Annotated in this window: 19 protein-coding genes, 2 tRNA genes and 1 pseudogene; 12 read left to right on the forward strand and 10 right to left on the reverse strand. The window is 54.2% G+C overall.

Annotation, left to right across the window (positions count from 1 at the left end; translation table 11 throughout):
* Position 1: 1 nt before the first annotated feature.
* Positions 2-2,578, reverse strand: coding sequence for a DNA gyrase subunit A (gene gyrA / locus SYN7336_RS14335; protein WP_017326643.1), 2,577 nt, complete (start codon positions 2,576-2,578; stop codon positions 2-4).
* 260 nt (positions 2,579-2,838) lie between these two features.
* Here gyrA and SYN7336_RS14340 point away from each other — a divergent pair.
* The 4 genes from SYN7336_RS14340 (at position 2,839) to SYN7336_RS14355 (ending at position 4,731) form a co-directional block, all read left to right on the forward strand.
* Positions 2,839-2,912 (forward strand) — tRNA-Arg (locus tag SYN7336_RS14340).
* A 143-nt stretch (positions 2,913-3,055) separates the two neighbouring features.
* Positions 3,056-3,982: a formylglycine-generating enzyme family protein gene (locus tag SYN7336_RS26005; RefSeq protein ID WP_227498515.1), complete on the forward strand. Its 927-nt coding sequence runs from the start codon at positions 3,056-3,058 to the stop codon at positions 3,980-3,982.
* Between the two features lie 91 nt (positions 3,983-4,073).
* A complete protein-coding gene (locus tag SYN7336_RS14350; protein WP_017326645.1) occupies positions 4,074-4,319 on the forward strand; it encodes a DUF4160 domain-containing protein in 246 nt (81 codons plus the stop codon).
* The gene (locus SYN7336_RS14355) at positions 4,312-4,731 is read left to right on the forward strand and encodes a DUF2442 domain-containing protein (RefSeq protein WP_017326646.1); all 420 of its coding nucleotides are present in this window, start codon (positions 4,312-4,314) and stop codon (positions 4,729-4,731) included. The genes SYN7336_RS14350 and SYN7336_RS14355 overlap by 8 nt, the downstream gene beginning before the upstream one ends.
* Positions 4,732-4,804: 73 nt before the next feature.
* Here the strand turns inward: SYN7336_RS14355 and acnB are convergent, their stop codons facing one another.
* Positions 4,805-7,432, reverse strand: coding sequence for a bifunctional aconitate hydratase 2/2-methylisocitrate dehydratase (gene acnB / locus SYN7336_RS14360; RefSeq protein WP_017326647.1), 2,628 nt, complete (start codon positions 7,430-7,432; stop codon positions 4,805-4,807).
* Positions 7,433-7,959: 527 nt separating this feature from the next.
* Here acnB and SYN7336_RS14365 point away from each other — a divergent pair.
* Together SYN7336_RS14365 and SYN7336_RS14370 are read left to right on the forward strand one after the other, a co-directional pair.
* Positions 7,960-8,298, forward strand: a complete 339-nt coding sequence (locus SYN7336_RS14365; protein WP_017326648.1) for a P-II family nitrogen regulator — start codon at positions 7,960-7,962, stop codon at positions 8,296-8,298.
* A gap of 111 nt (positions 8,299-8,409) precedes the next feature.
* Positions 8,410-9,825 carry an ammonium transporter gene (locus SYN7336_RS14370; protein ID WP_017326649.1) on the forward strand — a complete coding sequence of 472 codons (1,416 nt, stop codon included), beginning with the start codon at positions 8,410-8,412 and terminating at the stop codon, positions 9,823-9,825.
* Positions 9,826-9,945: 120 nt separating this feature from the next.
* Here the strand turns inward: SYN7336_RS14370 and SYN7336_RS14375 are convergent, their stop codons facing one another.
* On the reverse strand, positions 9,946-10,464 hold the full coding sequence (locus SYN7336_RS14375; RefSeq protein ID WP_017326650.1) for a hypothetical protein: 519 nt from the start codon (positions 10,462-10,464) through the stop codon (positions 9,946-9,948).
* 52 nt (positions 10,465-10,516) lie between these two features.
* On the opposite strand from SYN7336_RS14375, the gene SYN7336_RS14380 reads away from it, so the two are divergent.
* Positions 10,517-10,590 (forward strand) — tRNA-Asp (locus SYN7336_RS14380).
* 58 nt (positions 10,591-10,648) lie between these two features.
* Here SYN7336_RS14380 and SYN7336_RS14385 read toward each other — a convergent pair.
* Both SYN7336_RS14385 and SYN7336_RS14390 read right to left on the reverse strand, forming a co-directional pair.
* Entirely contained in the window at positions 10,649-11,563 is a 915-nt protein-coding gene (locus SYN7336_RS14385; RefSeq protein ID WP_017326651.1) for an NAD(+) kinase, read from the reverse strand.
* 383 nt (positions 11,564-11,946) lie between these two features.
* Positions 11,947-12,333 (reverse strand): AbrB family transcriptional regulator, encoded by a 387-nt coding sequence (locus SYN7336_RS14390; protein WP_017326652.1) that lies wholly within the window; start codon positions 12,331-12,333, stop codon positions 11,947-11,949.
* A 397-nt stretch (positions 12,334-12,730) separates the two neighbouring features.
* On the opposite strand from SYN7336_RS14390, the gene purB reads away from it, so the two are divergent.
* Positions 12,731-14,026: an adenylosuccinate lyase gene (gene purB, locus SYN7336_RS14395; protein ID WP_026101013.1), complete on the forward strand. Its 1,296-nt coding sequence runs from the start codon at positions 12,731-12,733 to the stop codon at positions 14,024-14,026.
* Between the two features lie 2 nt (positions 14,027-14,028).
* On the opposite strand, the gene SYN7336_RS14400 is transcribed toward purB, so the two are convergent.
* The 3 genes from SYN7336_RS14400 to fmt form a co-directional block, all read right to left on the reverse strand.
* A complete protein-coding gene (locus SYN7336_RS14400) occupies positions 14,029-15,348 on the reverse strand; it encodes a 16S rRNA (cytosine(967)-C(5))-methyltransferase (protein ID WP_026101014.1) in 1,320 nt (439 codons plus the stop codon).
* A gap of 4 nt (positions 15,349-15,352) precedes the next feature.
* Positions 15,353-15,982 carry a zinc metallopeptidase gene (locus SYN7336_RS14405; protein WP_369791859.1) on the reverse strand — a complete coding sequence of 210 codons (630 nt, stop codon included), beginning with the start codon at positions 15,980-15,982 and terminating at the stop codon, positions 15,353-15,355.
* Positions 15,983-16,121: 139 nt separating this feature from the next.
* Positions 16,122-17,066 carry a methionyl-tRNA formyltransferase gene (fmt, locus tag SYN7336_RS14410; RefSeq protein ID WP_017326656.1) on the reverse strand — a complete coding sequence of 315 codons (945 nt, stop codon included), beginning with the start codon at positions 17,064-17,066 and terminating at the stop codon, positions 16,122-16,124.
* Between fmt and SYN7336_RS32705 the strand changes: the two genes are divergently transcribed.
* The 3 genes and pseudogenes from SYN7336_RS32705 to SYN7336_RS33025 all read left to right on the forward strand — a co-directional run bounded on the left by SYN7336_RS32705 (position 17,065) and on the right by SYN7336_RS33025 (position 17,684).
* On the forward strand, positions 17,065-17,193 hold the full coding sequence (locus SYN7336_RS32705) for a hypothetical protein (protein WP_255346674.1): 129 nt from the start codon (positions 17,065-17,067) through the stop codon (positions 17,191-17,193). The genes fmt and SYN7336_RS32705 overlap by 2 nt on opposite strands.
* 250 nt (positions 17,194-17,443) lie before the next feature.
* Positions 17,444-17,518, forward strand: a pseudogene (locus tag SYN7336_RS33020) (hypothetical protein); the annotation flags it as partial.
* A gap of 67 nt (positions 17,519-17,585) precedes the next feature.
* A complete protein-coding gene (locus SYN7336_RS33025) occupies positions 17,586-17,684 on the forward strand; it encodes a hypothetical protein (protein WP_369791860.1) in 99 nt (32 codons plus the stop codon).
* A gap of 32 nt (positions 17,685-17,716) precedes the next feature.
* Here the strand turns inward: SYN7336_RS33025 and SYN7336_RS26010 are convergent, their stop codons facing one another.
* Entirely contained in the window at positions 17,717-18,343 is a 627-nt protein-coding gene (locus SYN7336_RS26010; protein WP_083885896.1) for a DJ-1 family glyoxalase III, read from the reverse strand.
* A gap of 35 nt (positions 18,344-18,378) precedes the next feature.
* Positions 18,379-19,455: a glycine oxidase ThiO gene (gene thiO / locus SYN7336_RS14420; protein WP_026101015.1), complete on the reverse strand. Its 1,077-nt coding sequence runs from the start codon at positions 19,453-19,455 to the stop codon at positions 18,379-18,381.
* A 370-nt stretch (positions 19,456-19,825) separates the two neighbouring features.
* Between thiO and SYN7336_RS14425 the strand changes: the two genes are divergently transcribed.
* The gene (locus SYN7336_RS14425) at positions 19,826-21,061 is read left to right on the forward strand and encodes an ISL3 family transposase (RefSeq protein ID WP_026101016.1); all 1,236 of its coding nucleotides are present in this window, start codon (positions 19,826-19,828) and stop codon (positions 21,059-21,061) included.
* Positions 21,062-21,311: the final 250 nt, after the last annotated feature.

Genomic DNA, 21,311 nt, shown 5'->3' on the forward strand with positions numbered 1-21,311 from the left:
CCTATTCCTCGATCGCTTCCTCGGGAGCAGTATCGGCGGCATCAACTGTCGCCTCCCCATCAACGAGTGCTTCTCCATCAGCCTCCTCTTCCTCGGGCTCCATCATGGCCGCAGGCACAATCGTCACCGCACACAGCGAATCATCACTATCCAACCGCTGCACCCGTACCCCAGTTCCCATGCGCGACTGCGTCGGGATCGCCCCAGCTCGCTGTCGCATCACAATGCCGCGACTGGTAACAATCATCATCTCGTCGTCCCCACTGACAATCCGCAGCGCGACGAGCTCCTGATCGGCGGTGCGGAACTTCGTGGCCGTCAGTCCCTTGCCGCCCCGGTTTTGCACTCTGAAGCTACTAATTGGCGTGCGCTTGCCATAGCCAGTACTGGTGACCAGCAACACCCAAGGTCCGGCAAAGGCTTCGTCTTCTTCCACCTCGGCAGAGGCGATCGCCTCCGCACAAATGATGTCCATACTGACCAACAGATCTCCTGGATTCAGGGTCATGGCCCGCACGCCGCGCGTGGCTCGCCCCAAAGGCCGCAATTGATCTCCGGTGTTAAACCGAATCGCCATCCCCTGCTGCGTACCGACAATCAGATCGTCCTCCGGTCTGGCCCGACGCACCCAGCGCAGCTCGTCGTCGTCTTCTAGAGAAATAGCAATCAATCCGTTCGACCGGACATTGGCAAACGCCGACAGTGCCGTCTTCTTGGCATACCCTCCCCGAGTCAGCATGACCAGATATTCGTCATCCGAAAACTCGCTCACCGGCACCAGCGAGGTGATCTTCTCCTCCTGGCCAATGGGCAAAAACTGGAGCAGGGGAGTACCGCGAGCATTGCGACTGCCCCTCGGCAGTTGATAGCCCCGCCGCTGATAGGCCACACCGCGATCGCTGAAGAACAGAATCGTGTCGTGGCTGCGGCAGGCAAAGAAATGCTCCACGGCATCGTCTTCTTTCATGCGGGTGCCCGACTTGCCGCGCGTGGCTCGCCCCTGCACCTCAAATTCCTCGATATCCAATCGCTTCACATACCCCTGCGAGGTCACGAACACGATAATTTCGCGGTTTTCAATCAGATCGGCATCGTCAATATCGCCATCGTCCAAGCAAATCTGGGTGACCCGCTCCTGTCCGAACTTGTCGCGAATGGCAGTTAGCTCGTCCCCGATAATGCCGAGAATGCGCTCGCGGCGAGCCAAAATATCCTTCAGATCGGCAATCTTCAAGATCAAATCGTCGTGCTCTGCCTGAATCTTGTCGGCTTCTAGAGCCGTGAGGCGACGCAGTTGCATCTGCAAAATCGCATCCGCCTGCACTTCCGACAGCTCGAATTCCGCTTGCAATTCTGCCCGTGCAGTGGGGGCATCGGCGGCAGCGCGAATTAAAGCAACGATCCGATCGAGATTCGACAGCGCTCTCAACAAACCAATCAGAATATGGTCGCGATCTTCTGCTTTGCGCAGTTGGAATCGGGTGCGGCGCTCGATGACCTCTTCGCGGAAGTCGAGGAACACCTGCAGGCTGTCCTTCAGATTTAACGTGCGGGGTTCGCCATCGACAATCGCCAACATATTGACGCCAAAATTGGCCTGCAGGGGCGTTTGTTTGTAGAGGTTATTCAACACCACCTGGGCATAGGCATCCCGCTTGAGCTCGATGACGACGCGCATGCCATCGCGATCGCTTTCGTCCCGAATATCGGAGATGCCTTCCAAGCGCTTGTCGTTGACCATCTCGGCAATCTTTTCGATCATCGAGGCCTTATTGGTCTGATAGGGCAGCTCAGAAATCACGAGTGCCTCCCGCTCCTGCTGCCCCCGCCGGAAGGTTTCGACCGTCGCTACCCCCCGCATCGTCACCGAACCGCGACCGCTGGTGTAGGCATCGCGAATGCCGCGCTTGCCCAAAATTAGGCCGCCCGTGGGGAAATCGGGGCCGGGAACGTACTGCATCAATTCCAAGCTACTCAGCTCGGGGTTCTCGATTAAGGCCACCAGGGCGTTGACGATTTCGTTCAGGTTGTGGGGGGGGATGTTGGTGGCCATTCCCACCGCGATCCCTGACGATCCGTTGAGCAGCAGTTGGGGCACGCGGGCGGGCAGCACCAGCGGTTCCTGCTGCGACCCATCGTAGTTGTCGCCAAAATCGACGGTATCGGCTTCGATATCTTGCAACAACCCGTCGCGGGAGAAAGCCGTTAAGCGACATTCGGTGTATCGCATTGCTGCTGGAGGATCGTTATCCACCGAACCGAAGTTACCGTGGCCATCCACCAGTCGCTCGCGCATAGAAAAGTCTTGCGCCATTCGGACCAGCGCGTCGTAGACGGCAGTGTCGCCGTGGGGGTGATATTTACCAATCACGTCACCCACGACGCGGGCGCATTTGCGATAGGGGCGATCGGGGGCCATGCCCAATTCGTGCATGGCGAAGAGAATGCGGCGGTGTACGGGCTTGAGTCCATCCCTGGCATCCGGTAAGGCTCGCCCTACTATCACGCTCATGGCGTATTCGAGGTAGGACTGCGACATTTCGTTGCGCAGGTCGGTGGGGATAATATTTCCGCTCATGCAAACTCCGCAGACTTAGGGGGATGGGGCGATCGAGATTGTTCGTTACTGAAGGTGTCGGTCATTTTCAAGACCGCTGAGGGAAAGGGATCGAACGCCAAAATCGAGTACTTTATTCTATCACGTCTAGGTGGGTGAAGCCCTTATGTAGAAAAGCTTCCACGCCATTTCAGATCCGGGGGAGGTCGGGGGCACACCGGAACGATCGGGCAAGACTCACTAGCCCTCTCCGTCGAGATTTGCTACAATCCCGCTGTCAGGCCCTCGTAGCTCAGTGGACTAGAGCACTTGGTTCCGGTCCAAGGTGTCGGAGGTTCGAATCCTTCCGGGGGCGTTCTTGAAAGACTGACTCTGCAAAACTGAAATTTATGGCCAGCCCGATCGTCGAGCGGGTTTTTGTTGCGTATGAGGCCAGATGGTCCGGGTTTTGAGCTTGGGTAGACTGGATTCGTTCTTCCGTTGAAGGTTCCTTCAACAGTGGCAGTTTTTCCCTTTCAGCCCAGCAATCTCCAACCCCAACCTCTGCGATCGCCAGCATTGCGATGGCAACCGATCGCGTTTGAAGTGACGACCGTCGATGGCAGCGGCCAAATTGTGCAGCGGCAGCAGCATAGCGCAGAAGTGGCGATCGTCCATTTGGGCAATGGCGTCAATTTAGAAATGGTGTCCGTTCCCGGCGGACGGTTTCAGATGGGTTCGCCAGAGTCAGAGCGGGGCCGCTACATTGACGAATCCCCCTTACACGCCGCGAGCGTTGCACCTTTCTATTGCGGTCGTTACGCCGTGACTCAGGCACAGTGGCAGGCAGTTGCGGTTCTGCCGGGGGTCAAACTGGACTTACCGCCCGACCCGGCCAAGTTTAAAGGCGATCGCCGACCGGTGGAGCGGGTGAATTGGCAGGAGGCGGTGGAGTTTTGCAATCGCCTTTCCCAACTGACGGGCGATCGCTATCGGTTACCCTCTGAAGCGGAATGGGAATATGCCTGTCGGGCTGGAACCACAACTCCCTTCCACTTCGGTCCTAACATTACCGACGACCTCGCCAATTTCAATCGCGAATGCCACAGCAGTCGCCAATACAGTCCTAACTGTACGGAAGACGACTACCCGCAAGAAACCTGTGACGTCGGCAAATTTCCCCCCAATCGATTTGGCCTGCACGAGATGCACGGCAATGTCTGGGAATGGTGTGGCGATCGCTGGCACATTAACTACTCGGGAGCTCCTGCTAATGGTTCTCTGTGGCAGGGAGGGGTGCCCGGAAATAGTCGGGTTTTGCGGGGGGGGTGTTGGAACTACTTTCCGAAGGACTGTCGCTCTGCCATGCGCTCCAGAATTGACGGGGGATACAGGGGGAGCGATGTTGGGTTTCGCGTTGCTTGCTCCTCCATCAGCGTTCGGTAGTTTGCTGGTGGCTTGTCTATTTTGATGTATGACGATATTTTCAATCATCAAAAACCCAACGGTTAGGTTATTCTTCGAATAGGAGTGAAGAATGCCAACTGTTTTACGCATAGACGGGTTTCGAGTGGCGATCTACCCGAACGACCACTTACCGGCTCACGTTCATGTCATCAGAGCAGGCGGAGAAGTGCGTATCGATCTAGCTGAGGGCAGAAATTCTCCTATTCTGGTGTCGGTATTGGGCAGCATTAGCAACAAAGATGCGATTAAAGCTTTGAAGTTAGTGACTGAAAATCGGCTATTCCTCCTCAATAAATGGAAAGAGATTCATGACTGAGATTGAGATTGCAGACACTTTGGTTGCAGAAATCGAACGGGCCCGACAACGAGGAAAACAGCTCAATGCTACCGAGCCTCGCGCTCGAGTAGCTCGGTATAGCTCCGAATCCGATCGCGTTACGATCGAATTAACCAATGGAATTGTTGTTGGGTTTCCCAGGCATCTTCTACAAGGACTGGGCGATGCAACTGCAGCTCAACTGGCAGAGGTTGAAATTTCTCCATCAGGATATGGCTTGCATTGGGATGCTTTAGATGTGGATTTAGGAGTTCCAGAGTTAATGGCTGGGATTTTTGGGACGAAGAGATGGATGTCTGAATTAGGACGTAAAGGGGGACAGGTTATATCGGAGGCTAAGGCTACTGCAGCTCGCGAGAATGGCAAGAACCAGAAGAACCTTCACACCTAAGGTAAAGAACAAAACTCCATCTATCCCCACTTAACTTCTGCTCAACCTTGAGGAAGAGTTAGAAGCTTTTGAGTCAGGCATTAGCTGTAGCAGATTTAATGCCCAGCATCACGTCAATATCGGGCATTTCCTCCAACGGAATCACCCGACCCTCATCCTCAAACCCGGCAATTTGGTCGAAGTTGAGATAGCGATACAACTCTCCCGCAAACGGATTAATCTTCTCAGCCACAATCTCCATATACTCAGCCACCGTCGGGATGCGACCCAACAACGCACAAGCCGCCGCCAACTCAGCCGAGCCTAAATACACCTGAGCCCCCTTCCCCATACGGTTATTGAAATTCCGCGTCGAAGTGGACATTACCGTCGTGTTGTCTTCAACCCGAGCCTGATTTCCCATGCAGAGCGAACATCCGGGCATCTCCGTCCGAGCCCCGGCTGCAGCAAACACGCTGTAGACCCCTTCCTCTCGCAACTGCTTCTCATCCATGCGGGTGGGAGGACAAACCCACAGGCGCACCCCCTGAATGGGTCCGGCATCTTCCAACACCTTGGCTGAAGCGCGATAGTGACCGATGTTGGTCATACAAGAACCGATAAAGACCTCTTGAATCGGGTCGTTCTCCACCTCCGATAGCAACTTGACGTTATCGGGATCGTTGGGGGCTGCCACAATCGGCTCTTTGATTTCATTCAAGTCAATCTCGATAATTTCGGCATACTCCGCATCGCGATCGGCCTCCATCAACACCGGATTGGCCAGCCATTCCTGCATCTTGGCCACCCGCCGCATAATCGTGCGGGCATCTTGATAATCGCGCGCCACCATGTTGGTCAGCAGCGCCACATTCGATCTCAAATATTCTGCCACCGTCTCGACACTCAGCTTGACCGTACAGCCCGCACAAGAGCGCTCGGCAGTGGCATCCGTCAATTCAAACGCCTGCTCCACCTTCAAGTCGGGCAGACCCTCAATTTCCATAATGCGACCGGAGAAGACATTCTTCTTATTCTGCTTCTCCACCGTGAGCAAACCCTTTTGAATCGCCACATAGGGAATTGCATTGACAATATCCCGCAGCGTCACTCCCGGCTGCAGCTCGCCCTTAAACCTCACCAATACAGACTCGGGCATATCCAGCGGCATGGCCCCGATCGCCCCTGCAAACGCCACCAAACCCGACCCCGCCGGGAAAGAAATGCCCAACGGGAAGCGCGTATGAGAATCGCCCCCCGTCCCCACCGTATCGGGTAGCAACATGCGATTCAGCCAAGAGTGAATGATGCCGTCCCCCGGACGCAAAACGACGCCGCCGCGAGAGGCGAAAAAGTCCGGCAGTTCGTGCTGAGTTTCGATATCCACTGGCTTGGGATAGGCCGCCGTGTGGCAGAAACTCTGCATCACCAGATCGGCATTAAAGCCCAGACAAGCCAACTCCTTTAACTCGTCCCGCGTCATTGGCCCGGTCGTATCTTGCGAGCCCACCGTCGTCATTAAAGGCTCGCAGGCAGTGCCGGGACGCACCCCCGGCAGACCGCAGGCTTTGCCCACCATTTTCTGCGCCAGTGTAAAGCCCTTACTCGACTCTCCGGGCAGTTGGGGGCGAACGAAGACATCGCTGGACGGCAAGCTCAATGCCTTGCGCACCTTATCCGTCAGCGTGCGACCGATCAGCAGCGGAATGCGACCGCCCGAGCGCACTTCGTCCAAAATGGTGTCGGGTTTGAGGCTAAATGTGGAAAGGGTTTCGCCCGCTTCATTCACGATCTTGCCGTCATAGGGATGAATAGTTACCACTATCCCCGTCTCTAAATGACTGACATCGCACTCGATCGGCAATGCGCCAGAATCTTCTGCTGTATTGAAGAAAATGGGGGCGATTTTGCCGCCTAGGATATATCCTCCCGCGCGCTTGTTGGGCACGCAGGGAATATCGTTGCCTAAATGCCACAAAACGGAATTGATCGCGGATTTGCGCGACGAGCCCGTGCCCACAACGTCCCCGACATAGGCCACTGGATGGCCTTTTTTCTTTAACTCGGCAATCGTCTCTAATGCCTCTGGCATCAGGGACTCTAGCATGACGGTGGCGTGGAGCGGGATGTCGGGACGGGTGGTGGCGTGGGGGGCGGGGGAGAGGTCGTCGGTGTTCGTCTCGCCAGGAACCTTGAAGACGGTGATGGTAACCGCTTCCGGTACCGCAGGACGGCTGGTAAACCACTCTGCATTTGCCCAAGAATCCACCACTTGTCGGGCGTATGAATTGCCTGCTTCCGCTAAATCCAAGACGTCGTGGAAGGCATCGTAAACCAACAGAGTTTTGCTCAGGGCGATCGCCGCTGTCTCGGCTAACTCGGCAGCGTCGGACTGAAGCAGGTCGATGAGGGACTGCACGTTGTAGCCGCCCAGCATGGTGCCCAACAGCTCGGTGGCCTGCTTGGGGGATACCAGCGGACTTTGCAGCTTCCCTCGGGCCACAGAAGTGAGGAAAGCAGCTTTCACGTAAGCTGCCGGGTCCACTCCAGGCGGAATGCGATCGCGCAACAGATGCAGCAAATACTCCGCTTCACCTGCCGGCGGCTGCTGGAGCAACTCGCACAGCTCGGAGACCTGCTCGGCTTCTAGTGGTAACGGCGGAATATTGAGTTGGGCACGCGCCTCGGTGTGCTTTCGATATTCAGCCAAAACGCCTGACATAGTTCACTCGTCTCCTCAAAAATCAAAAATAGCTGCCGATTGCCCTGCTCAATTCACTCTAGCCTTCGCTACTTCACCTTCGATCCGCACCGTATAACAATTTCTGTAACATTTTGAAACAGAAATTTCGATCGGTCGGCTCGCCGACCGCAAACTGTTTTGCCCCCTCATTGTGGCATAGCCCTACAGCTTTGCTTTTCGCCATTTGAGCGCCGTCGTGCTTCCTCAGGCCCGCATCCGAGCCTCGGAATTTATTGAGGTTGACAGCCCGACTCGCTGGCCTGTCTGCTACATCCCCAGTTTTCCAGCCTGCTATATCCCCAGTTTTGAAGTACTCTTAGTCTCAATCATCCGCAATCGAGCAGCAAACTGTACTTCAGACCACTGACTGAGTCAGGGTTTCTCTGGAGATGGAGCAGTCTAAAAGTACTCCGACTCAACCGTAGTCGTCGATACTTTTTCCTGTCTGACTCGGTGATAGAAAAAACCAGCACTTCAGGAATCATCGATACCTAATAGGAGGTGAGGTGAAAAAAATCGAAGCGATTGTCCGACCCTTCAAGCTCGACGAAGTCAAGATCGCACTGGTCAATGCCGGCATTGTCGGTATGACCGTGAGCGAAGTCCGTGGTTTCGGTCGCCAAAAAGGGCAAACAGAGCGCTATCGAGGCTCGGAATACACCGTCGAGTTTTTACAAAAACTCAAAATTGAGGTTGTCGTCGAAGACGACTTAGTGGATACCGTAGTCGAAAAAATTGTCTCTGCGGCTCGCACAGGCGAAATCGGAGATGGAAAAATCTTCATTTCTCCGGTGGCAAGAACCGTTCGCATCCGAACGGGAGAAGCCGATCGAGATGCCCTCTAGTGCGAGACTCGCTCGTTTAGCGATGGCGATCGCTGCTTCTCAGCATCGTCGATCGCAGCAGCGGGTCGCTTGCAATCCATGACATACATTTCTTAGGAAGGTTGAATTGGCATGAGTGACAGTAAAGAGGCGCGAACGCTGCTGGGGCAGTTGTTCCGTCGTAAGGTTCTATCCGTGGGTGGCTCCCTCGCTCTAGTCGCTGCGTTTTGGCTGGCTTGCTCTCAGGCACCAGCATTCGCACAAGACGAAATCACTGCCGATGTCGTGCAAACGAACGCCAATATTCTGTGGACTGTGGTGGCGGCAACCTTAGTCTTCTTTATGCAGGCTGGTTTTGCCATGGTTGAGGCGGGCTTTACCCGCTCTAAAAATGCCGCCAACATCATGATGAAAAACCTGATGGACTTCTCGCTAGGGGCCTGTGCCTTCTGGTTCGTCGGGTTTGGCTTCATGTTTGGGACCAGTAGCGGTCTGATTGGCGGTAGCTGGTTTGCCTTCACCTGGCAGACTGCTTTCGATGCGGATGCTTGGCCCTTCACATTTTTTGTCTTTCAAATGGTGTTTGCCGCCACTGCTGCCACGATTGTGTCTGGCGCAATGGCCGAGCGGACAAAGTTTGCATCCTATCTGATTTACTCTATCGTGCTGTCTGGCATCATCTACCCGATCTCGGGTGGTTGGGCTTGGAATGGCCTGTTTGGCGATTACAACGGCGGCTCTGGCGGCTGGCTCGAAGGTCTCGGTTACATCGACTACGCAGGCTCTGGTGTCGTGCATTTAGTCGGCGGCGCAGCAGCTCTGGCAGGGGCGATCGTGCTCGGACCCCGAATTGGTAAATACAGCTCCACTGGCGAACCCCGCGCCCTTCCCGGCCACAACCTCCCCTTGGGAATGCTGGGTATCTTCATTCTGACCGTGGGTTGGATTGGATTCAATGCTGGCTCCACGACTTCTGCTATACCCGACATGGGCTGGATCGCTATGAATACTTTTTTAGCGGCAGCGGCAGGTGCGATCGGGGCGATGTTTACCTCCTGGAGCATTTTCAAGAAGCCGGACATGACCTTTGCAGGTAATGGCATGCTGGCTGGATTGGTGGGCATTACAGCCCCTTGCGATAGCGTCGGCCCCATTGGCGCCCTCGTGATTGGTTCTATTGCAGGCATCTTGGTGGTGCTATCGGTTCTGTTTATCGAAACCGTTTTGAAGGTTGACGATCCTGTCGGCGCAGTTTCCGTCCACGGTACCTGCGGCATTTGGGGAGTGCTGGCTAGTGGCTTGCCCTTTTTGACCAATGGCAACTATGACTTTGGTTGGAGCCAGTTCGGCACCCAAGTTGTGGGTGCGCTGGCCTATTTCTTCTGGCCATTTCTCACGATGCTGCTCGCGTTCTTTATCCTCAGGGTGACGATTGGCTTGCGCGTGACGGCTGAGGAAGAAATGGCGGGTCTGGATATGGGCGAGCACGGCAACGTTGCTTATCCCGACTTCGTGGGCGTTCCCAGTGCAACAGATACCGAGATGTAGGTTCGCGGCAGTGTTTTTCTGGCGATCGCGTCTTCGCTAGCGCTCGAACTGCCACCTGAGTGGGATGAAAGTCCCACTCTTTTTGTTGGCAATGGTGGATTGAGGGATCTTGCAGATTCGTTAAGCCAGTTGCGACCGATCGCGCTGACTGCGGCGCAAACACTGTTGCAGTTGCGATCGCAATTCTCCACACCGAATCGTCTTTCCCTTCGCAGGCTGTCCCGCCAGCAGATCGAGAGCATTCCCAGAGCGATCGCACGCCATCAATCCCGCACTCTGCTTCAAGCCCAGCCCCAAGAACAGCAATTGCAACACGTCGATTGCCTCGATCTGAAAGGGAGGAGCATCAGACAGTCCCCCTAGTTCTGACAGAACCTCGAGCATGTCTTCCGCGTCAGACCGATAGCCAAAGGCCACTACCCAGGCTTCCTCAATGGTCTCCGTGCTGTCTGCCGCCACTGGCAGCAAACATTGCCACCATCCACTCTGGCGATCGCGCAGAATGAAATATTCTAGATGCTCTAAATCGGCAGCGATATCGCTCAGCATCTGGGCGATCGCCTCCATTGCCGAGACAGGGATGCCTTGCTGGGGGGCGGTTTGCACGAGGTCAGAGATTTGTCGGGCAAGGCTGTGCATTTGTTTGACAGAGGTACGGCGTTGTGAACATAATAGAATCCTGGCAAAAGAAGGGGCTGTAGTTCAGCTGGTTAGAACGCTGCCCTGTCAAGGCAGAGGTCGAGGGTTCGAGTCCCTTCAGTCCCGTCAAAATCCCCTTCCAGTTGTATAAATCCTAACCTGACTCCGGTGTGCAATAGCAGCCCTATTCGGTGGAACGATGGTTGGTGTTGGGCACGTGGAATCGACTGCCAGCCCACTGTAGCTTCTCGCGCAGGGTCCTGAAAAAGGACGGATCGTCCTCTAGCACAATAAAATTCGCCGGTCGCTCGGCTCGACACACCTCGACGTGTTGGCCGGGATTCACCGCTCTAGCCAACACCCCATCATTCCAGAGGCGGGTTAGCCCTTCTGGGTCGGCCAGGGGCCAAATCTTGATGCAGGCATGACTGTCAATCACGATGGGGCGACTGGACAGGCTCAGGGGACAAATCGGAGTAATGCTAATGGCTTCTAGGGACGGATGCACGATCGGGCCGTTGGCCGCCACAGTGTAGGAAGTACTGCCGGTGGGTGTGGAAACAATCAGGCCGTCGCCGTGATATTGATCCAGAATTTCTCGATCGACTTCAATCTCGAAAATGGCAGATGGCAATCTGACTTGAGCTGTGGGTTTGACGCAGATTTCGTTGAGGCAGTGATACCAATTGCTTTCCGGTTGCCCATCGAGGTCCAGAATGCGAGCCTGCAGCATGATACGCAGTTGTGCGAGAAAATCATCTGCCGCAATTCGATCCCAGGGATTGTCGTGAAGAATTTGTTCCGATTGGGCGAGAAAGCCTAAATGCCCTCCCACTTTAATCGGCAAAATCGGAATGTCGTGGGGAGCGAGATAGCGGGCTGCCGCCAGTGTCGACCCATCCCCTCCCAACACAATCGCCAGATCGATCGGATCGTTGGTGGCTTCTAAAAAAACCGGGTAAGGGTTGTGGTATAACCCCGTAGGAGCCGTTAAAACCGTAATCCCTCGCTTGCGCAAAGCAGTCGCACAATCTTGACAGACCCCTTTACTTCTGCGATCGCCTTCCTTATACGCAATCACCACCTGTTGTAACTGCACGCAAAGTTCCGCCCTTACTCGCGACTGATACCGATACCTCGGCCGTTAATATTCCCCTATCCCACCAGCAGGAGATCGATTTAGAAGTTACACGCAGCCATCCCACTAACGCCCATATCCGCCAACTGTGCCCAGACAAAAATTTTGCCCTACCGAGATCGATTGCTGCAATTCTATCGAAAAGCTCAGCCCGACCTTGGCTCTAATCCCGCCTGAGAATAGAGCTATTGCACTCATGATTGTCATTGAGGTCGAGCTCGAACTGAATGGTGGAGCCAATATTCAAGATTGTCTGAGAAAAACTGGGACTGGAGACCCCCTCAGATACCCATTAATTGGGCGATCGCTCCAACCCCAGATTGATAGTTTGCAGCTAACTCGGCCTAGTCCTCAGCAGATTTGCCATCAGTCAACTGCTTGAGATGAATGTGCTTGTAACCCAGTTGAATCTCAAACTCGTCTCCAGGCTTGAGGTTCATTTTTTGTGTGTAGGCAGCGCCAATAATAATTTGGCCATTTCGATGGACGCTGACGCGATACGTCGGTTCGCGACCCCGACGATCGCGGGCGACCCCTGGTGTCAGCTCGATACCTTTAGCGGCCAACACCGCATCGTAGAAATCCGTTAAGTTGACACGCGGCTTATTATCCTTCGTATGGGTAATGTAACCGCATCGCTTGGCAGTTTCGCGTTTGTTCAAATGAGAGAGGGACTCCACTTTTTGCAACAACGCTTTACCGGTTAGAGGGGCTTCTGGAATGTCTGACATATCAATTTAAAATACCGTTCTCTTTCTAAGATAGTCGATCTTAGTTGCGTTTTGGCAAAATTTTCACAATGAATTGAAATAATTTTCTTAAGCCAGAACGATCGGATTGAAGGGGGTCCGACTCGTAACTCGTGGACAGAGACCTCAGCAGATAGTATCGTCGAGATCGGTCTTTTTAGCTGAGATCCGCTCAGTCAACAGCAGAACTGCCGACTGGAGAAATGGCTGAGGGTAAGGGCGAATCGGCACTGCCATCAGGGGTTGAGCGGGATTTATTGGTGTCTGCAACCGTCTTTCGCCGTAGAAATTGGAGTCGGGATGGAGAGGGCAAAATTCTTTCGCTCGCAGGCTCCACCCATCAGATACAATATTTCAGTTGTCTTGGCGGCTAGAACTCTTGATCGAACGCTACACCTTGCCTGAAATGGGACGGCTTTGGACAGATACGTATAAATTTCAGACTTGGCTGCAGGTTGAAATCGCGGTGTGCGAGGCTCAGGCAGAGCTGCAGTTGATTCCAGCCGCTGCCGTTGAAGAAATTAAGGCCAAGGCAGCTTTTTCGACCGAGCGCGTCCTCGAAATTGAGGCAGAAGTCCATCACGACACGATCGCCTTCCTCACTAACGTGAACGAGTCCGTTGGGGATGCAGGACGATACATCCATCTCGGCTTAACCAGTTCTGACGTTATCGATACAGCCCTATCCTTGCAGTTAGTTGCCTCTCTAGAGATTTTGCTGCCCTGTTTGGATGACGCCATTGCAGCAATTCGAGGACGGGCTCGCGAACATCGCTATACCCTCATGGTGGGCCGCACCCACGGCATTCATGCAGAGCCAATTACGTTTGGGTTTAAGTTGGCGGGCTGGCTGGCGGAATGTTTGCGCCATCGCGATCGCCTCAGCCGCTTGCGGCAGTCTGTCGCGATCGGAAAAATCTCGGGTGCTGTGGGTACTTATGCCAATGTTTCTCCAAAAATTGAGCAACTCACCTGCGAACGTTTGGGTTTGCGTCCCGACCTAGCTTCGACACAAGTGATTTCCCGCGACCTGCATGCTGAATACGTGCAAACTTTAGCCACGATCGGTGCATCTATCGAGCGGTTTGCGGTCGAAATTCGCAATCTGCAGCGAACGGATGTGTTGGAAGTTGAGGAATTTTTTGCCAAGGGGCAAAAGGGCTCTTCGGCCATGCCCCACAAGCGCAATCCGATTAAATCGGAGCAATTGACCGGTTTAGCTCGATTATTGCGGGGCTATGCGGTCTCTGCTGTGGAGAATATGGCCTTGTGGCACGAGCGGGATATTTCCCACAGTTCGGTGGAACGAACGATCCTGCCGGACTCGTCAATTTTATGCCATTACATGCTGGTAAAATTTACAAGTTTGATGGCGAACCTGCAGGTTCACGCCGACAATATGCTGCGCAACCTCAATGTCTATGGCGGTGCGATTTTCAGCCAGCAGGTGTTATTGGCTTTAGTTCAAAAGGGACTGACCCGCGAGGCAGCTTACGCGATCGTACAGCGCAATGCCCATACGGCCTGGAATCAGCCTGACGGGGACTTCAAGGCGAATGTGTTTGCGGATGAAGAAGTGACCGAGCATCTCTCCGCTGAGGAAATTGGCGCCTGCTTCGACGCCAAGCGCCATCTGAAGCATTTGGATACCGTGTTCGATCGCCTCGGTATCTAGTCTCATTGCTTGCACAATCGGGCCATATAAAAGCCATCTCGATCGCTGCGGTGGGGCCAAATTTGTTGAGGTTCGACCGCGGGGTCTATTCTCCAGTCGGGATGGTGGCTGAGAAATCGCTCGACTTGCTGTCGATTTTCCTCGGGATGGGTGGTGCAGGTGGAATAGACCATCGCGCCATTAGGTTTGACCCAAGTTGCAGCGCGATCGAGGATTTTTGCTTGCAGTTGCGTCAGTTCCGCAATCTTTTCTGGCTTCTGCCGCCAGCGAGCATCTGCATGGCGGTGGAGAGTACCCAGACCGGAACAGGGGGCATCGACGAGAACGCGATCGCAACTCCCCGCCTGCGGCAATTCGTCCGGGAGAGGGGACTCCGCAGCTAAATCGACAGCGCGAGTCTGAATGCAATTGAGCTGCAAGCGCCGAGCATTCACATTCACCCGTTCGAGCCTGCCCGCATGACGATCTAGAGCCCAAACAGTCCCGCGATCGCCCATTAATTCGGCGATGTGAGTGGTTTTGCCGCCGGGAGCTGCACAACAATCGATAACGATCTCTCCTGGTTTCGGGTTCAAGAGTTGAGCCACTTGCTGGGCACTGGCATCCTGTACGCTCCAATGGCCTTCGGCAAATCCGGGTAGGTTGGCGATCGCCCCCACATGACCGTTGAGCCGCAGCGATCCGGGAATGTCTCCCAGAGGTTGAGCCTCAACACTAACCGACTGTAACGCTGCTCGAACTCGATCGACGCTAGTTTGCAAGCGATTCACCCGCAGATCGATCGCGGGCGGACGATTGAACCAGGCGCACAACGTTTCTGCTTCTTCGCCACCGAGCCGATCGATCCACAACTCCACCAGCCAATCTGGATAGCTGTAACGCAGGGCTAGATCGGTGACGGGATTGTCGTGGCGGGGCAAAACCTTATCTTTTGGGGTCCGCAAATAGGTTCGCAAAATTCCATTAGCCACCTTAGAGAGGCGACCGAGCTGGCAGCGGTGAGCCAGCTCGACAGTGGTGTTGACGGCAGCCGAGGCCGGAATGCGATCGAGATATCGCAGTTGATAAAAGCCAATTTGCAAAATTCGCCGCAGGGCTGGCGGTTGTTGGGAGGCAGACCTGCGGCCGAATTGTTCGATCAGGCTGTCGAGGGTGCGTTGGTGGCGAACGATGCCGTAGACCAACTCTGTGGCGAGATGGCGATCGACCTCTTGGGCCCGAGCTTTTGCCAGCACGCGATCGAGCGCAATATTGGCAAAGGCATCTTGACGATCCATCTGACGTAGAGTCAGAAATGCTAGGTAGCGGGCCGAACTTGTCACTCCGTCAGTCGCGTCCGCGAGCGATGATGATGTACTGCAGCAGTTGCAGGCCCGCGTATACTGCCGTTGCCACATAGGTCCAAGCGGCGGCATTGAGAACTGCCCGCGCCCCTTTGTTTTCTTCCCCTTGCAAAATTCCCAGGCGGTCCACCAGTTTGAGGGCGCGGCTGGAGGCATCGAATTCGACGGGCAAGGTGACAACGTGGAACAGCAGTGCCGCCGCGAAGAGGACGATACCGACGTTAATCAGTCCGGCGATATTGAGGAAGAAGCCCCCCAACACCAACATCGGACCGAATTGAGAGCCTAAGTTGGCGGCAGGCACCATCGAGGCCCGAAAGTTCATGAACTGATAGCCCTCTACATCTTGGAGAACGTGGCCGCATTCGTGGGCGGCGATCGCCGCTGCAGAGAGCGAACTGGAATTGTAGATTCCTTCGGAGAGGCGGACGGCCTTAGCCGACGGATCGTAGTGGTCGGTGAGTTGTCCCGCGACAGACTCTACTTTGACATCGCTGACGCCCATTTTCGCCAGGATCGTCCGTGCCACTTGTGCGCCAGTCATGCCCAAGCTAGATGCCTGCTCGGCATAGCGCTCGTAGGTGCCGCGCACATTGGCTTGGGCCCATGCCATCAGACCCATACCAATCAGCACGAGTATGTAAGACCAGTGAAAATACATTCAGACCTCCCAAACGAGGAAATCGCCTTCAACAGATTCATTATCGCCGATGGATGGGGGTAAGCAGCGATCGCCTCTGTAGGGATTACCGTTAGGAACCCAACTGTTGGCCGGGTTGTAACCGTACTCCATTGGCAAAGTCCCAAGCGGATTGTGCTTTTTTACCGGACAACTGAACTTGTTTGAGCAGCAGCGGGCCGCTGCCGGTTTGGATGCTAAAGCCCTGGTTTTTCAAAATGTCCAGTACAGTGCCCGGAGGGGCGACCCCGATCGCATCTCCTTCAGGGGGAGCTTCGGAACGCAGAATTTTGCACCGCTGGCCGCCGAAATCTGAGAAGCAATTGGGGTGAAAGGCTCGAATTTGATTGTGGAGAGCGATCGCGGCTTGCGACCAATCGATGGCAAAGTCCGATTTTTGTAAGAGGGGGGCGTAGGTAGCTAATTCCTCCTGTTGCGGTTCGGGAGTCAATGCGCCAGCCTCTAATTTCAACAGAGTTTCCACCAGCAGTTCGGCCCCCAGTGGAGCCAATGTATCCGCCAGCTCCGGCGCAGTGCAATTTGGGTCAATGGGCACAGCCGTTTTGAGCAGCATATCGCCCTTATCCATGCCTGCATCCATCAATATAGTGGTGATGCCCGTTTCGGTTTCGCCATTGGCGATCGCCCACTGAATCGGTGCAGCACCGCGATAGGCCGGTAGCAGGGAACCGTGTACGTTTACGCAGCCCAGCCGAGGCATGGCTAAGACTTGGGGGGAGAGGATCTGCCCGTAGGCCACAACCACAAAGACATCTGCGTTCAAAGCATCCAGAGCCCGAAGCATTTCGGGGGACCGTTTCAACCGCTCCGGTTGCCACACGGGGATATCGTGCGCTCGGGCCAGCGCTTTGACAGGGGTGGGTTGGAGTTTTTTGCCGCGACCTTTGGGGCGATCGGGTTGAGAGATGACGGCTTGTACGTCGAACTCTGGGCGATCGATGAGGGCTTGTAGGGTAGGGAGTGCAAAGCTGGGGGTGCCGAAGAAGACAACCTTCATGCGGTCTTGGGTCGAACTGCTCGTTTATTGTGCCACCGAGCGGCGATCGCCATTAAACCAGATTCATCAGCTCAGTACCTCGTCGGTATGGCAGAGCTTCGAGGTGACAGCCATCTGGCCAAACTGAGTTCGATGACTCTGCATGGCCCTCACCCCCGGCCCCTCTCCCAAGTTTGGGAGAGGGGAGAAACAGCCGAAAATCCTTACGGGGCCTTGTTCCCCTGCCCCCAAAGTTGGGGGTAGGGGTTAGGGGAAGGGGGCCACAGGCATCTAGACAAATGGCCAATGTTTCGGAATATGAATTTCGCCAGCAGCATCAATTTTGGGGGTAGGGGCTAGGGGATGGGGGCCAGACGTCTGTCGAACTGACGTTGGCCATGCTCTTTGTCTCGCCCCAAAATCGGCTTGCAGGCATTGGGCGATCGCTATTGACTGGTATCGAGCGAGTAGTTTGGGCTCGCGGCAGTCATGCCCTCAGTGTGAACGCTTCTCCTAATTCGGTTCAATTTTACGAAAAAGATGGGATTTCGCAGACTGGCTGCAGAACAGACCGAGAATGGCATTCGATTGACGCCGATGGAGAAAGCGCTAGTCGAATGCAGGCCAAAGAGCTCGTAGCTCTAGCCTCAATTTTGGGATTGTTCGCGCCATCATCCTGCATTTGCACCGCAGGTGCTCGAACGAGTGGATTGCGGAGTCGCGATCGCCTGGGGGAGCCAAGTAGACACGATGGCTGCACTCACTTCAGCCGCTTTTGTCGGGCCCCTCAATTCGGCCACCACCTGTAGTGCGAATTCAACCGCAGTTCCAGCACCGCGACTGGTGACGATGTGACCATCCACCACAACACGCTCTTGGCTGTAATCAGCCACCTCCATTTGGTCTTGGGTGGAGGGGAAGCTGGTGGCGGTGCGATCGTGCAGCAATCCAGCCTGGGAAAGGACCAATGGGGCTGCGCAGATGGCAGCGGTGCATTTGCGGGCTTGGCTAAATTGGCGGGCGAGTTGCCCAATTTTGGGGTTGTCTAACAACGCTTTGACGCCAGGACCGCCGGGGATGACGAGGGCATCGAACGAGCTGGCCAGCGTCTCGCTCCAAGTTTCGTCCAGCGTGGTGTCGGGCAGCACGGGAATTTGGTGGCTGCCGGTGACCGCAGCGCCCGGTTGGGAGAGGCCCGCCACCACCACATCGATCTCGGCACGACGCAGAATATCGATAATCGAGATAGCTTCGATTTCTTCAAAACCGTCTGGCAAAGGAACTAATACGCGAACCACAGTTCTTGCCTCTAGAATGTCAGGGCATTCCACTCCTAGCACAAACTCGCGGCGGGGGAGCTGGCAAATCGCCGCCAACTGAAGGGCTCTAGGGGGCGATGACTGACCCCTGTAAGTACGAGCTGGGCGATCGCCTCTGCAGTTGCAGGCGTCAATAAAATCCCGTTGCGGTGATGTCCCGTCGCCAAATAGAGATTCTGCTGCGGTCCCCGCCCCAAAATAGGGAGTTCGTCGGGGGTGGCAGGTCGATAGCCCCACCATTGTGCTTGCAGGGGCATTTCGGCAACGGGGGGAAAGAGGGCGATGGCATCGTTCAACAATTGTTGAATGCCGCCTGCGGTATTGCCCGGTTCGAAGCCCACTTCTTCCATCGTGGCTCCGATCGCAATCCGGCCATCTCGGCGGGGCACGATGTAAATGCCCTCCCCAAACAGAATGTGTTGCAACCGCCGCTTGGGGTCGAAAACCTGTAACATCTGCCCTTTAAGCGGCCGCACCGGCAATGGCAGCAGTTGTCCCGAAAAGGCTCCCGCCGCCGCCACGAAGATATCCGCTTCCAAGCGACCGCGCGGAGTTTGCACGGCCGCCACGCGATCGCCCTCCACGATCCAATCTTCGACTTCGGCATGGGCAAGCGCGGTGACTCCCACCTGCAGTAGCGCCGCCCGCAGAGACTGCACCAGTTGACGGTTGTCCACCTGCCCTTCTTGCGGCAGCCAAGTGGCCCCGCAGATGCGATCGCCCAATCCCGGCTGTCGGCGATCGAGGGCGTCTCTCGTCAGCCAATCAGGAGCGGGGCCATTGAGGGGAGGCTGCGCTTGCGGCAACAAAATTCCACAGGGCCAATAGCCAGTGTCTATGCCGGAGATTTGCTCCAGTTTGGCGCTCCAATCGGCATAGAGGGCGAGGCTGTGCAAACACAAATCGAGCATAGGACCGAGGGGAAGGGCTTCAGCTCTAGGAGCCAACATACCTGCTGCGGCCCAACTGGCCTGCCGGCCAAAGCGATCGCGATCCGCGATTGCAACCTGCCGACCCGCTAGCGCCAGCTCGAAGGCGATCGCCATCCCAATCGCGCCACCCCCCACCACCAAAACATCCCATCTGGGCACTAGCGTCTTCCCTCTGTTGCTCTGTCCGACCGTCAGTCTAGCGGAAGTAGCTCTCAATACGTAGCTTTCCCAGCCAGATTTAGGGCTTTTGGCTCTGGTTAGTCTTTGCAACCATCACTGCTCCAACTCGGTATAATCAGGAAAAGCTTGTAACAAGGTGTCAATCATGCCTTTCAAACATGTTGTCATGCCTTTTGTTAGAAACCCGGCTCTTCCGGTCCTGCTATGCCAAACAAGGCAAAAAGAACAAATCTACTAAAATCAAAACTTCTATTCCGAGGCCAGAGCTCTTACTGAGCATGGATTACAAGAGATTGAATCATATAAATATCTGAATGATAATTAGATATCACCTTTAGAAGATCATAATATGCTCGCCACAGCCTGTCAAAAACTACTCACAGAGACATTGGATCTGCCTGGGTCTCGGGTCACAGGATATCAAACTCTTGAAGGTATCGGCATCTTCTTGGAACTAGAGTCAGAAAGTCGACAAGCCATTTGTCCTCATTGCGGTCAGACGAGTCGAAGACTGCACCAAAATCACCGGTACTTAGTTAGAGACTTGCCAATGAGTGGACAATCTGTTTATCTACGAATCAATCGCCGTCAATTTAAGCGTAAGAATTGTGGAAAGCCATTCAGTGAAGTGCTAGAGCATGTTGACAAGAATAGAACTTATACAAAGCGCTTAGCCAGAGCAATCATTGGTCAGGTTTTGGATAGTGATATCCGGAGTGTGGCAGAACGCAACGATCTAAGTGATGATGAGATCCAAACAATTCTCAATGAATTGGGCGAGCAATTAATTCAAGAAGTACCAGAAGGATTAAAGAGGTTAGGAATCGATGAGATTTCATTAGTCAAAGGACAGGGTAACTATTGTGCTGTCTTAGTGGACCTAGATCTTAGGAAGCCACTCATGTTGCTAGAGTCACGTCGTCAAGAGGAATTGCGTCAAGTCTTTACTGGATGGGGAGAAGAGGTGTTGAGTAGAATTGTGGAAGCCAGTATCGATCTGTGGAGGCCATACCGGGATCTAGTTGAAGAAATGATGCCAAATGCGACAGTGGTGGCAGATAGGTTTCATATAATGAAGATAGTCAACGAAGAGCTAGACAAAGAGAGAAGAAAAGAGAAGAAAGCTGCGGGAAAGATTGAGAGCAAAGCAGAAAGGGAGGAAAAGCTAGAAGCAATCAATAAAACAAAATATGTTTTATTAAAGAATGAAGAGAATTTAAATTCAGAGCAGCATGAAAAGTTGTTGAATCTAGCGAAAGAAGTACCTGTTTTAGGAAAAATGCATGAACTTAAAGAGGAGTTTAGAAGCGTTTTTGATGACTTTGATAATTGGTTGGATGGCTCATATAAGCTAATCTTTTGGCTAAAGAAATCAAAGGAATATTTTCCTGAAAGTTATGGGACGATTGTGAGATGGTGTGGAGAGATCTGTGGTTACTTTGACCAGAAAACAAGCAGCGGTATAGTTGAAGGAATCAACAACAAGCTTAAACTGATTAAGAGATTGGGCTATGGCTTTAGAAACTTTGAAAACTTCAAAACCAGAGCTCTGCTTTGTTGGTACTTTGCGTCAAAAATAGCATAGTCAGAACCGATGAGCCCGATTCCAGAAGCCTTCAATATCAATAGGTATAAATCCTCAGGCATTCTCGCTGAACTCTTTATATCTCGTGCTCTTTTTTCATGGAGTTGTGTGCTTTGAGAGAAACCAACAGGCTGAACTCCTTGGCAAGCATGGCTTGTGGCTGCAATTAGATCCAGGAATGAGCCACCTTAACAGGGGGTAGACCCAACCTTCTGTCAGAGCTCGACAGGCCAGCAAGATAGCCCTCCGA

It is taken from the genome of Synechococcus sp. PCC 7336, assembly GCF_000332275.1.
Lineage (GTDB): Bacteria > Cyanobacteriota > Cyanobacteriia > Thermostichales > PCC-7336 > PCC-7336.

Excerpts from the sequence above, each read along its gene's own strand:
- gyrA (WP_017326643.1), bottom strand. The coding sequence starts at position 2,578 with ATGAGCGGAAATATTATCCCCACCGACCTGCGCAACGAAATGTCGCAG.
- SYN7336_RS14350 (WP_017326645.1), top strand. The coding sequence starts at position 4,074 with ATGCCAACTGTTTTACGCATAGACGGGTTTCGAGTGGCGATCTACCCG.
- SYN7336_RS14355 (WP_017326646.1), top strand. The coding sequence starts at position 4,312 with ATGACTGAGATTGAGATTGCAGACACTTTGGTTGCAGAAATCGAACGG.
- acnB (WP_017326647.1), bottom strand. The coding sequence starts at position 7,432 with ATGTCAGGCGTTTTGGCTGAATATCGAAAGCACACCGAGGCGCGTGCC.
- SYN7336_RS14370 (WP_017326649.1), top strand. The coding sequence starts at position 8,410 with ATGAGTGACAGTAAAGAGGCGCGAACGCTGCTGGGGCAGTTGTTCCGT.
- SYN7336_RS14375 (WP_017326650.1), bottom strand. The coding sequence starts at position 10,464 with ATGCACAGCCTTGCCCGACAAATCTCTGACCTCGTGCAAACCGCCCCC.
- SYN7336_RS14390 (WP_017326652.1), bottom strand. The coding sequence starts at position 12,333 with ATGTCAGACATTCCAGAAGCCCCTCTAACCGGTAAAGCGTTGTTGCAA.
- SYN7336_RS14405 (WP_369791859.1), bottom strand. The coding sequence starts at position 15,982 with ATGGCATGGGCCCAAGCCAATGTGCGCGGCACCTACGAGCGCTATGCC.
- SYN7336_RS32705 (WP_255346674.1), top strand. The coding sequence starts at position 17,065 with ATGCGGTCTTGGGTCGAACTGCTCGTTTATTGTGCCACCGAGCGGCGA.
- fmt (WP_017326656.1), bottom strand. The coding sequence starts at position 17,066 with ATGAAGGTTGTCTTCTTCGGCACCCCCAGCTTTGCACTCCCTACCCTA.
- SYN7336_RS33025 (WP_369791860.1), top strand. The coding sequence starts at position 17,586 with ATGGGATTTCGCAGACTGGCTGCAGAACAGACCGAGAATGGCATTCGA.
- SYN7336_RS14425 (WP_026101016.1), top strand. The coding sequence starts at position 19,826 with ATGCTCGCCACAGCCTGTCAAAAACTACTCACAGAGACATTGGATCTG.